The organism is Dickeya sp. Secpp 1600, from assembly GCF_003049805.1.
In the GTDB taxonomy this organism is placed as follows: Bacteria; Pseudomonadota; Gammaproteobacteria; order Enterobacterales; family Enterobacteriaceae; genus Dickeya; species Dickeya fangzhongdai.
In genome coordinates this window covers 3,813,623-3,825,678 of sequence record NZ_CP023484.1, presented here as the reverse complement: position 1 = coordinate 3,825,678, position 12,056 = coordinate 3,813,623, and the positions used below count along the sequence as shown (strand labels likewise).

Below are 12,056 nucleotides of genomic sequence, written 5' to 3'. Positions count from 1 at the left end.
AATGATTCCCGACACCGGCCTGACAAAGTGTGAGAAACGGCATAATCCCATCAGATAATACATAACGTGCGGCAGAATTAGCTCGCTGTCGTCACGTTATTGAAACGGTAACAATTGCCCCAGCGTCATGCCATCAGGGGTGATATGGGCACCGTAACACAGAATTTCAACCCCCTGCTGCCGGGATAGTTGTAATAATTCGGCGTAATGTCGGTCAATGTGTTGCGCCGGCGAAATCCGGTCGATGCCGGAGTGCAGCGCGGCGAAACACAATACGGCACGACGACCCTGCGCCGCCACCTGTTGCAGTTCCCGCAGATGCTTTTGCCCTCTGAGCGTTACCGCATCGGGAAAGTAACCACATCCGTGTTGCAATAATGTGACGGATTTGACTTCAATATAGCAGTCCGCCCGGTCCTCTGCCTGCAATAACACATCTATCCTGCTGTTTTCCGAACCATAGCGCACTTCGGCGCGGATAGTGGTGTAACCTGTGAAATCGGCCAGCCGGCCTGCGTGCAGCGCCTCAAGCACCAACTGATTGGCGCGCAGGGTATTTACGCCGATCCAGTGTCCCTGCGTGGTTTGCGTCAGTTCCCAGGTATGGGGGTACTTGCGTTTCGGGTTATCCGAAGTGGAGTACCAGACGGTATCGCCCGGTGCGCCGCAGCCGGTCATCGCGCCGGTATTGGGGCAGTGCAGCGTCAGGGTTTTCCCGTCAGGAGTCACCACATCCGCCAGAAATCGTTTGTAACGTTTGAGCAGCGTGGCGGGTTGCAGGCGTGGGGAAAATTGCATGAATGATGTCTCTCAGGAAGTCAGCAGCGGCCAGTGGGCGATGGGGTGATAATGGGTTCGCCCCGCGTCGGCGCGCGATTCGTACAGAAAAAACCGCTCGACCGGCACCGTCCAGCCGAACGTGGCGGCCGGCACCGGCACCGGGCGGGTGGCGCCGCGCAGCAGCGTGATATGCGGATGAAACGGCTGAGGGGGTTGATAACAACCGTTACGTGCCGCCTGCGAGCGTAACATATCCGCCAGTTGCAGCAATCCTCGCGGCGCCTGACGACAACCGAGCCACACCACGCCAGGTCGGGGCCAGTGGCCGGCGTCGTTCAGAGTCAGGGTAAACGCCGGCTGGCGGATACGGCCGGCCAGCGTCTGCAAAATCTGCATTTTGGCGTCGCTGACCTCGCCGAGGAATGCCAGCGTCAGGTGCAGGTTGGCTGCCGCCACCGGACGCCCGGCTTCGGGAGCGAATTGCGCGGCGCGCCAGTGTACGATCTGCTGGCCGATCGCGTCCGGCAACGACAAGGCAAAAAACAGGCGGCGGGTCGGGGTCATGGCAATCTCTCCGTTCTGCGGGGTTCCGATGCTACAATGCCCGCCGCATAAAGTTAAGGTTGCGTTCCGCTATTCGCCGTGTTCAGACGCCGGCCGGCGCGCCGCTTTTCTATTTATTGAGATAATGTCTTTCGATAACGTCCGGCTAGTGTTGTGCAGTTGTTGTGCTGTATTGCTGTGCCGCCGGATTCAGCCATGATTACGGAGAGTTGTGTGAGTCTACCCCCCGTCAGCGCCGTACTGGATGACGTCATCCAGGCGTTGCATACCGCGCCGCAGGTGTTGCTGCATGCCCCGACCGGCGCAGGAAAGTCCACCTGGTTGCCGTTGCAACTGTTACAGCAGGGCGGGCTTCCCGGCCGCATTATTATGCTGGAGCCGCGTCGGCTGGCGGCTAAAAGCGTGGCTTTCCGGCTGGCGGAGTGGCTGGGGGAAACGCCGGGGCAGACCGTCGGTTACCGCATGCGTTCGGAAAGTCGGGTTAGCAGCCAGACCCGGCTGGAAGTGGTGACGGAAGGCATTCTGACCCGGATGCTGCAACATGATCCGGCGCTGGATGGCGTTTCGCTGGTAATGCTGGACGAATTTCACGAACGTAGTTTGCAGGCCGATCTGGCGCTGGCGCTGCTGCTGGATGTCCAGCAGGGGCTGCGCGATGATCTCAAGCTGCTGATCATGTCCGCCACGCTGGATAATTCCCGGCTCTCTTCTTTATTACCGCAATCGCTCAGCGTGTCGTCGCAAGGGCGCTCCTGGCCGGTGGAACGGCATTACCAGCCGATTGGCTCGCAGGAGCGGCTGGAGGAGGCGACGGCCCGGCTCATTTACCGTCTGTTGCAGGACGAAACCGGTTCGTTGCTGGTATTTTTGCCGGGCGTGGCGGAAATCAAACGGTTGCAGACGCTACTGGAAAACGCGGTGCCGGCTGAGGCGGATATCTGCCCGCTGTACGGCGCGCTGACGCTGGCGGAGCAACAGAAAGCGATTCTGCCGGCCGCCGCCGGGCGGCGCAAAATAGTGCTGGCGACCAACATCGCGGAAACCAGTCTGACCATCGAAGGTATTCGGGTGGTGGTGGATTGTGGTCTGGAGCGGGTGGCGCTGTTTGATGTCAAAACCGGGCTGACTCGCCTGATGACGCAGCGTATCAGCCAGGCATCGATGGTGCAGCGCGCCGGACGCGCCGGGCGACTGGAGCCGGGCGTGTGCTGGCATCTGTTCGCCCGCGAGCAGGCTGAACGCGCGGCGGCGCAAAGCGAGCCGGAAATTCTGCACAGCGATCTGTCCGGGGTGCGGCTGGACCTGCTGCAATGGGGCTGCAACGACGTCGCGCAGCTCTGTTGGCTGGATACGCCGCCTCAACCCGCGCTGCTGGCGGCGGACCGTTTGCTGGCGCAACTGGGCATGCGCGATGCGCAACAACGGCTGACGGCGGACGGGCGTAAGATGGCGGCGCTGGGCAGCGATCCACGGCTGGCGGCGATGTTGCATGCCGCCGGGCAGGATGCGGATGCGCTGGCGACGGCGGCGTTGCTGGCGGCGATCATCGAAGAGCCGCCGCGCGCCGGGTCGCCGAATCTGTCCGACGCCCTGCATCGTCCCGCCGGCCACTGGCAGCGCCGGGCGCAACAGCTGGCGCGCCGTGCCGGCAAGACGTCAGGCAAAGTGAATGAACGTCTGGCCGCAGGGTTGTTGTCGGCGGGATTCGCGGATCGCATCGCCCGGCGGCGTGGTCAGGATGGGCGCTATCAACTGGCGAACGGGTCCGGAGCCAGTCTGCCGCCGGAAGAGGCGCTGGCGGCGTCGGAATGGCTGCTGGCCCCGGTTCTCATGCAAAGCCCGCACAGCGCCGACGCCCGTATTTTACTGGCGCTGCCGATTGATATCGACCAACTGGCGCGGCAGCGGCCGGAACTGGTGACAGAACAGAATCTGATGCACTGGGACGAAGAAAAAGGTACCCTGCGCGCCAGCCTGCGAACGCAGATCGGTAGCCTGACGCTGTCGTCCCGGCCATTAGCTAAACCGTCGGACGAGGCGTTGCAGCAGGCGATGCTTAACTGGTTGCGTGAGCAAGGGCTGTCGGTGTTGAACTGGGACGAACCGGCGTTGCAACTGCGCCAGCGGTTGCTGTGCGCCCGGCAGTGGTTGCCGGAGGTGGCGTGGCCGGCGGTGGATGACGCCGCCCTGCTAGTGTCGCTGGAGCTATGGTTGCTGCCGTCGCTCAACGGCGTGCGGGATCGTCGCACGCTTAATCAGATCAACCTGAGCGAAGCGCTGTGGCGTTTGCTCGACTGGTCGCAGCGCCAGCGGCTGGATAGCGCGCTGCCCAGCCATTACACTGTGCCCGGCGGCAGTCGCTTGCCGATCCGTTATGATGCTGATCAGCCGCCGGTGCTGGCGGTGCGGCTGCAGGAGATGTTCGGCGAACAGGCCAGCCCGTTGCTGGCTGAAGGGCGGGTGGCGCTGGTGCTGGAACTGCTGTCTCCGGCGATGCGGCCGTTGCAGATCACCCGCGATCTGGCGGCGTTCTGGAACGGCGCCTACCGGGAAGTGCAGAAAGAAATGAAAGGGCGCTATCCCAAGCATGTCTGGCCGGACGATCCGGCGAATACGGCGCCGACCCGGCGCACCAGAAAATACCAGAATACCTAATTTCAGATGTTTCCCCCTTCCTTGCGCAGCGTGGGAGACACAGAGTAGACGGCCACGGCGGGCAATCCGACGGCCGTCAGTAACCTGATGGAGATGTCACTGTAATGTCTCGGGATGACCGCGAACCTATCGGGCGCAAACGTAGTGCGTCACGACAAACTCCCCCTCGCAGGCAAGCGACTCGCCGTCGCAGGGATGATGACTACGACGACGATTATGAAGAAGAGTACGAAGAAGACTATGACGACGATGAGGATGACGAGGAAGAAGTCATGAGCAAGCGGCCGCGTAAGAAGCGCCGCTGGCTGGGGTTGCTGATCCGGCTATTCCTGATTTTCGTGGTGGTGATGTCGATTTATGGCGTTTACCTCGACGGGGAAATTCGCAGTCGTATCGACGGCAAAGTGTGGCAACTGCCGGCGGCGGTGTATGGCCGCATGGTCAACCTCGAACCGGGCATGGCCTACAGCAAGAAAGAGATGGTCAATTTGCTGGAAGGCATGCAATACCGCGAGGTCAGCCGCATTACCCGGCCGGGCGAATTCACGGTACAGGCCAACAGCATCGAAATCCAGCGGCGTCCTTTCGACTTTCCGGACGGCAAGGAAGGCCAAATCCACGCCAAAATGATCTTCAGCAGCGACCGGTTATCGCAGATCCAGAACATGGATAATCAGCGCAATTTCGGTTTCTTCCGGCTCGACCCGAAACTGATCACCATGTTGCAGTCGCCGAACGGCGAACAGCGGCTGTTTGTGCAGCGTTCCGGTTTTCCCGACCTGCTGGTGCAAACGCTGATCGCCACCGAAGACCGCCATTTCTACGAGCATGACGGCATCAGTTTCTACTCCATCGGCCGTGCGCTGATCGCCAACCTGACGGCGGGGCGGGCGGTGCAGGGCGGCAGTACGCTAACCCAGCAACTGGTGAAAAACCTGTTCCTGACCAACGAACGCTCGTTATGGCGTAAAGCCAACGAAGCCTATATGGCGTTGATCATGGATTACCGCTACAGCAAGGATCGCATTCTGGAGCTGTATCTGAACGAGGTGTACCTCGGTCAGAGCGGCAACGATCAGATCCGCGGTTTTCCGCTGGCCAGCCTTTACTATTTCGGGCGGCCGGTAAACGAGCTGAGCCTCGACCAGCAGGCGATGCTGGTGGGGATGGTGAAAGGGGCGTCGCTCTATAACCCGTGGCGCAACCCGCAGGTGACGCTGGAGCGTCGTAACCTGGTGCTGAAACTGCTGCAGAACCAGCAGGTCATCGACGAAGATCTTTACAACATGCTGAGCGCCCGTCCGCTGGGGGTTCAGCCGAAAGGCGGGGTGATCAGCCCGCAGCCGGCGTTCATGCAGATGGTGCGCCAGGAACTGCAACAGCGGTTGGGCGACAAGGCGAACGATCTGTCCGGGGTGAAAATCTTCACTACGCTGGATCCGGTGTCGCAGGATGCGGCGGAAAAAGCGGTGGAAGACGGCATTCCGGCGCTGCGTGCGGCGCGCGGCGTCAAGGATCTGGAATCGGCGATGGTGATTGTCGATCGCTTTAGCGGCGAGATTCGGGCGATGGTGGGCGGTTCCGACGCGCAGTTCGCCGGTTTCAACCGCGCCATGCAGGCGCGCCGTTCGGTCGGTTCGCTGGCGAAACCGCCTACTTACCTGACGGCGCTCAGCATGCCGGATCGCTATCGCCTCAACACCATTCTGGCGGATGAGCCGATTTCGCTCAAACAGCCGAACGGTACGATTTGGGAACCGAAAAACTACGATCGCGAATTCCGCGGTCGGGTGATGCTGGTGGACGCGCTGGCGAACTCGCTCAACGTGCCGACGGTCAATCTGGGGATGGCGGTCGGTCTGGATCAGGTCAGCGATACATTGCAGAAGCTGGGGATCCCGCAGAACCAGATTCAGGCGGTGCCGGCGATGCTGCTCGGCGCCATCAGCCTGACGCCGATGGAAGTGGCGCAGGAATACCAGACTATCGCCAGCGGCGGTAACCGCGCGTCGCTCTCTGCGCTGCGTTCGGTGATCGCCGAAGACGGCAAAGTGCTGTATCAGAGCTTCCCGCAGGCTGAACGGGCCGTGCCGTCACAGGCCGCCTACCTGACGCTGTACGGTATGCAACAGGTGGTGGAACGCGGCACCTCGCGTTCGCTGACGGTGAAATTCGGTAATTACCACCTGGCGGGGAAAACCGGTACCACCAACGACCTGCGCGACAGCTGGTTTGCCGGCGTCGACGGCAAGGAAGTGGTGATCACCTGGGTTGGCCGCGACAACAATGGCCCGGCGAAACTGACCGGCGCCAACGGCGCGCTGACTATTTATCGCCGCTATCTGGAAAACCAGACGCCGTTGCCGCTGATGCTGACGCCGCCGGAAGGCATTACCACCATGACGGTGGACGGCAGCGGCAACTTTATCTGTAACGGCAGCGCCGGTCGGGCATTGCCGGTGTGGACGGATAACCCGCAGGCGTTGTGCCAGGCCAGCCAGCAAGCGGTGCAGCAGCCGGCCAATTCGCCGAACGGTCAGCCACAACAAAATCAGCAGGAAGGCGGCAGCGTTCCCGACTGGATTAAGCAGATGTTCGGGCAGTAAACGCCTAACGATATGTCAATACCCACGCCCGGTTCGCCGGGCGTGCTTTTTTCCTTCCTTCCTCCGCTATTTTCCCGGCGCCCGTATTTCATGCGCCCGTGTCTAAATCGGTTGCGGATAGCCTCGGCTTACGCCTATCATTCAATCTTTATAAGAATCATTATCGTTTTCATATTCGCCCGCCGTGATAACTGGCGGACGAACCGAATACCTTCAACGCACGAACTTCATGATGCAAAAAGCTATGATGCCGCCGGAGATCACCTTCCGGCTGAACGAGGTCAGCTTTTCCGTGGCTGACCGGGTACTGCTGCATCCGCTGACACTGACTTTTCCCGCGGGAAAAGTCTGCGGCTTGCTCGGTCATAACGGGTCCGGCAAATCCACCCTGTTGAAAATGCTGGGACGCCATCAGGCGCCTTCCGGCGGTTCGGCGTGGCTGGCGGAAAAACCGCTGCTGGAATGGGGCGGTAAGGCGTTCGCCCGCCAGGTCGCCTATCTGCCGCAGCAATTGCCCGCCGCCGACGGCATGACGGTGCGCGAACTGGTGGCGGTTGGTCGCTACCCGTGGCACGGCGCGCTGGGGCGTTTTGCACCGGCCGACCAGCAGAAAGTGGATGACGCCATTGAACTGGTGGGGCTGTCGCCCTTTGCCCACCGACTGGTGGACAGCCTGTCCGGCGGCGAGCGGCAACGCGCCTGGCTGGCGATGACCGTGGCGCAGGACAGCCGCTGTCTGCTGCTGGACGAACCGACGTCGGCGCTGGATATCGCCCATCAGGTGGAGGTACTGTCGCTGATCCGGCGGATGAGCCAGCAACGCGGTCTTACGGTGATTGCCGTGTTGCACGACATCAACATGGCGGCGCGTTACTGCGACGAACTGGTGGCGCTGCGTCAGGGGCGGGTAGTGGCGCAGGGAACGCCGCAGGCGCTGATGCAGGCGGAGGTGCTGCAGGCTATTTACGGCATCCCGATGGGGGTGTTGCCCCATCCGGTCGAAGGGACGCCGGTCAGTTTTGTGTGTTGAATGAGTGTCGTATGCTGAACAAGATGATGGGTAGCCCGAACAAACCGGATGCGCTCCGGCGCCGTCTGCTGGCGGCAATGCTGGTTGCCCCGTGGTTTTCTCCTTTTAGTACCCACGCTGCCGCGGTGGATAGCCAGCGCATCGTGGCGCTGGAATGGTTGCCGGTAGAACTATTGATGGCGCTGGGCGTCATGCCTATGGGCGTGGCGGATATCCACAACTACCGCCTGTGGGTGCAAGCGCCGGCGTTGCCGGCCAGCGTGGTGGATGTCGGCCTGCGCACCGAACCCAACCTCGAACTGCTGGCGCGGCTTAATCCCTCGCTGCTGCTTTATTCGACGGGGTATGGCCCGGCGGCGGAACAGCTTGAGCGCATTGCGCCGTCACTGGGCTTTGCGTTTAGCGACGGCAATGGTAAGCCGTTGCAGGTCGCAAGACAGTCGCTGACGACGCTGGCGGAACGTTTGGAGATGAACGCCGCCGCTGAACGTCATCTGACGGCGTTCGATCAGTTTATGGCGGAAGCCCGCGTCAGATTGCAGCCCTATACCCGCCGTCCGCTGTTGCTGTTTTCGGTGCTGGATGAGCGTCATGTGCTGGTGGTGGGAAAAAACAGCCTGTTTCAGGACGTGCTGGATCAGCTTGGCATTGAAAACGCCTGGCAGGGCAGTACCAATTTCTGGGGCAGTACGGTGATTGGCATGGAACAACTGGCGTCAGTCGGTCATGCCAATGCCATTTGCTTCGAACATGGCAACGATGGGTTGATGTCGCGGGTCAGCGCTAATCCTGTCTGGCAGTCGCTGCCGTTTGTTCGTGACCAGCGTTGGCAGCGTGCCGAGGCTGTCTGGCTGTATGGCGCCACCCTGTCGGCGATGCGTTTCTGCCGTCTGCTGGACGGGGCGATGGAGCGGCTGACATGACCGTGGAGAATGCCGTGAATATGCCAACGCGTGCGTCGAAGTCCGGTTTGCTGGCGGGGGTAGTGGCGGCGCTGTCGCTGCTGGCTATCCTGATGGCGTTCTATAATCTGCGTCAGCAGTTGCCGCTGGCGCTATGGCGGCAGGGCGCGCTGTCGCCCGATGTCGCCGATCTGCGTCAGTTGCTGTTCCATTACAGCCTGCTGCCGCGCCTGACGCTGGCGTTGCTGATCGGCGCCGGGCTGGGGCTGGTGGGCGTGCTGTTTCAGCAGGTATTGCGCAATCCGCTGGCCGAGCCGTCAACGCTCGGGGTGGCGAGCGGCGCGCAGTTGGGGCTGACGGCGGCGACGCTGTGGGCGTTGCCCGGCGGCTGGCTGACGTCGCAACTGGCGGCGATGGCGGGCGCGTTGCTGGTGGGCGCGCTGGTGTTTGGCGTAGCCTGGGGCAAGCGGCTGTCGCCGGTCACGTTGATTCTGGCCGGGCTGGTGCTGAGTTTGTATTGCAGCGCCGTCACGCAACTGCTGGCGCTGTTTCACTACGAGCAATTGACCAACCTGTTTCTGTGGAGCAGCGGTTCGCTCAATCAGCAAGACTGGCAGAGCGTAATGCGGGTGCTGCCGGCGCTGGTCGTCGGTGTCGTGTTGACGCTATTGCTGGCGCGTCCGCTGACGTTGCTGGGGCTGGATGACGGCGTTGCCCGCAATCTGGGGCTGAGCCTGTCAGTAGCCCGCGTCGGCACATTATTGCTGGCGATTTTCCTCAGCGCGCAGTGGGTCAACGCCGCCGGCATCATCGGGTTTATCGGCCTGTTTGCGCCGCTGATGGCGAAAATGCTGGGCGCGCGCCGATTGGGGCAACGTCTGTGGCTGTCGCCGTTATTGGGCGCGTTGCTGCTGACACTGACCGATCAGATCTTACTGTGGCTGGCGGGCGTCTGGCGTGAGGTGCCGACCGGCGCCGCCACTGCGTTGATTGGCGCGCCATTATTGTTGTGGCTGCTGCCGCGTTTGCGCTCTACCGCGCCGCCGGTGCTGCGGGACGGGCAGAAAGCGCTGACCGAACGCGCCAACTGGGGCGGATGGTGGTTGGCGGGGCTGGTTTTGCTGCTGGCGGTGGTAGCGGTGGCGCTGTCTCTGGGGCGCGAACCCGCCGGTTGGTACTGGGCGAGCGGCCAGGAGTTCTCGGCGCTGTTGCCCTGGCGCTGGCCGCGGGTGACGGCGGCGCTGACCGCGGGTGTGATGCTGGCGATGGCCGGTAGCCTGATTCAGCGTTTAACCGGTAACCCGATGGGCAGTCCGGAAGTGCTGGGGATCAGCGCCGGCGCGGCGTTTGGCGTGGTGGCATTGCTGTTTCTGGTGACGGGCAACGTCACGGACTGGATGCTGCCGGCCGGTACGTTCGGGGCGGCGGTCACGCTGCTGCTGATCATGATGGTGGCCGGGCGCGGCGGTTTTTCGACGCAACGCATGCTGCTGGTAGGGATTGCGCTGGGCACCGCGTTTACCACGTTGATCAGCCTGCTGCTGGCCAGCGGCGATCCCCGCGGCGGAAGCCTGCTGACCTGGCTGTCCGGCTCGACCTATCAGGTGACCGGCGCGCAGGCGATGACGTCTGCGGCGGTGGCGCTGCTGGCGTTGCTGGTGGTGCCGCTGTGTCAGCGTTGGCTGCGCATGCTGCCGTTGGGTGTGACCACGACCCGGTCGTTGGGGGTAGCGGTGACGCCGGTGCGTTTGCTGATTCTGTTGCTGGCCGCGGTATTAACGGCGGTGGCGACCATGACGGTGGGGCCGATGAGTTTTGTCGGGCTGATGGCGCCGCACATGGCGCGCATGCTGGGGTTCAATCGCGTGATCCCGCAGTTGGCCTGCTCGGCGCTGGTCGGCGGTGGTTTAATGGTGCTGGCCGACTGGTGCGGCCGGATGCTGTTGTTCCCAAATCAGATTCCTGCCGGTTTACTGGCGACCTTCATTGGCGCGCCCTATTTTATCTGGCTGCTGCGCCGTCAGGCACGGTAAAGCGGGAAGGAATAGCCGGTGGGGAAGGTCCCACCGGCACAGGGAGATAGCGTTTACAGGGAGATAGCGCTTACAGTTTGGCGAAGCAGCGACGGGCGGCGTCGACGGTGTGCTCAATATCCTGCTGACTGTGCGCCAGCGACATGAATCCCGCTTCGAACGCCGACGGCGCCAGATAGACGCCTTCTTCCAGCATCAGGTGGAAGAAACGTTTGAACCGTTCCACATCACACTTCACCACATCCTGATAGCAGGTCACCCGATCGGCATCGGTAAAGAAAATCCCGAACATCGCGCCGACATGGTTCACCACCAGCGGGATCCGCTGCGTTTTCGCCGCCGCCAGCAGGCCGTCCGCCAGTTGAGTGGTCAGTTCGGTCAGTTTCTGGTGGACGCCGGGCTTGGCGACTTCGCTCAGGCAGGCGAAACCGGCGGCCATAGCAATCGGGTTGCCGGACAGCGTACCCGCCTGATACACCGGACCGGTCGGCGCCAGCGCTTCCATGACGTCGCGGCGGCCGCCAAACGCGCCCACCGGCATACCGCCGCCGATAATCTTGCCGAGGCAGGTGAGGTCAGGACGCACGCCGTAGTACGCCTGCGCGCCGCCCAGCGCCACGCGAAAGCCGGTCATCACTTCATCGATGATCAGCAGCGCGCCGAATTCATCGCACAGCGCACGCAGCCCCGGCAGGAAATCCGGCAGCGGCGGAATGCAGTTCATGTTGCCGGCCACCGGTTCGACGATAATCGCGGCGATGTCCTGCGGGTATTGTTCGAACGCGGCGCGTACCGAGGCCAGATCGTTGTAGGTGCAGGTCAGGGTATGGCGGGCGAAATCGGCCGGTACGCCGGGAGAATTGGGTTGCCCCAGCGTCAGCGCGCCGGAACCTGCTTTCACCAGCAGGCAGTCGGCGTGGCCGTGATAGCAGCCTTCGAATTTGATGATTTTGTCGCGGCCGGTGAACCCGCGCGCCAGACGGATGGCACTCATGGTGGCTTCGGTGCCGGAGTTAACCATGCGCACCATCTCCATGCCCGGCACCAGCGACGTGACCAGCCGCGCCATATTGACTTCCATTTCGGTGGGCGCGCCAAAACTCAGGCCGCGCTCAGCCGCCTCGATCACCGCCTGACGAATGGCGGGATGGTTGTGGCCCAGAATCATCGGCCCCCAGGAGCCGACATAATCGATATAAGATTTGCCATCCGCGTCGTAGAGTCTGGCGCCTTGCGCACGTTCGATGAACAGCGGCACGCCGCCTACGCCGTTAAATGCGCGCACCGGCGAGTTGACTCCCCCGGGAATCAGTTGACGGGCGGCGGCATACAGACTTTCAGATTTATTCATTGCGGCTTCCTGATTGGATTTGCATAGCGAGTGGCGTCCATTCTAATGATCTGACCCACGTTATGAAATCGTCAGACACATTTTAGGCCGCAGTGGCCGGGATTCAGGCTGGGCAAGACGGCGGATACGGGACTA

General features: G+C 62.1%; 8 protein-coding genes. 5 read left to right on the top strand and 3 right to left on the bottom strand.

All coding sequences use genetic code 11. From position 1 onward, the window contains the following. Positions 1-96: 96 nt before the first annotated feature. Together sfsA and thpR are read right to left on the bottom strand one after the other, a co-directional pair. Positions 97-798, bottom strand: a complete 702-nt coding sequence (gene sfsA, locus CPA59_RS16975) for a DNA/RNA nuclease SfsA (protein ID WP_038919914.1) — start codon at positions 796-798, stop codon at positions 97-99. 12 nt (positions 799-810) lie between these two features. Then, entirely contained in the window at positions 811-1,344 is a 534-nt protein-coding gene (gene thpR, locus CPA59_RS16970; RefSeq protein ID WP_049853587.1) for an RNA 2',3'-cyclic phosphodiesterase, read from the bottom strand. A gap of 213 nt (positions 1,345-1,557) precedes the next feature. Here thpR and hrpB point away from each other — a divergent pair, with 213 nt between their 5' ends. The 5 genes from hrpB (at position 1,558) to fhuB (ending at position 10,570) form a co-directional block, all read left to right on the top strand. Further along, the gene (hrpB, locus tag CPA59_RS16965; protein WP_107760176.1) at positions 1,558-3,999 is read left to right on the top strand and encodes an ATP-dependent helicase HrpB; all 2,442 of its coding nucleotides are present in this window, start codon (positions 1,558-1,560) and stop codon (positions 3,997-3,999) included. Between the two features lie 104 nt (positions 4,000-4,103). Then, positions 4,104-6,605: a bifunctional glycosyl transferase/transpeptidase gene (gene mrcB, locus CPA59_RS16960; protein ID WP_038919912.1), complete on the top strand. Its 2,502-nt coding sequence runs from the start codon at positions 4,104-4,106 to the stop codon at positions 6,603-6,605. A 232-nt stretch (positions 6,606-6,837) separates the two neighbouring features. After that, positions 6,838-7,635 carry a Fe3+-hydroxamate ABC transporter ATP-binding protein FhuC gene (gene fhuC / locus CPA59_RS16955; RefSeq protein ID WP_038669366.1) on the top strand — a complete coding sequence of 266 codons (798 nt, stop codon included), beginning with the start codon at positions 6,838-6,840 and terminating at the stop codon, positions 7,633-7,635. An 11-nt stretch (positions 7,636-7,646) separates the two neighbouring features. Next, positions 7,647-8,558 (top strand): Fe(3+)-hydroxamate ABC transporter substrate-binding protein FhuD, encoded by a 912-nt coding sequence (fhuD, locus tag CPA59_RS16950; RefSeq protein WP_107760173.1) that lies wholly within the window; start codon positions 7,647-7,649, stop codon positions 8,556-8,558. After that, complete coding sequence (gene fhuB, locus CPA59_RS16945; protein ID WP_107760171.1) at positions 8,555-10,570, top strand: Fe(3+)-hydroxamate ABC transporter permease FhuB; 2,016 nt, start codon at positions 8,555-8,557, stop codon at positions 10,568-10,570. Before fhuD ends, fhuB begins: the two co-directional genes overlap by 4 nt. Before the next feature lie 70 nt (positions 10,571-10,640). On the opposite strand, the gene hemL is transcribed toward fhuB, so the two are convergent. Further along, positions 10,641-11,921 carry a glutamate-1-semialdehyde 2,1-aminomutase gene (gene hemL / locus CPA59_RS16940; protein WP_038919910.1) on the bottom strand — a complete coding sequence of 427 codons (1,281 nt, stop codon included), beginning with the start codon at positions 11,919-11,921 and terminating at the stop codon, positions 10,641-10,643. Between the last annotated feature and the right edge of the window lie 135 nt (positions 11,922-12,056).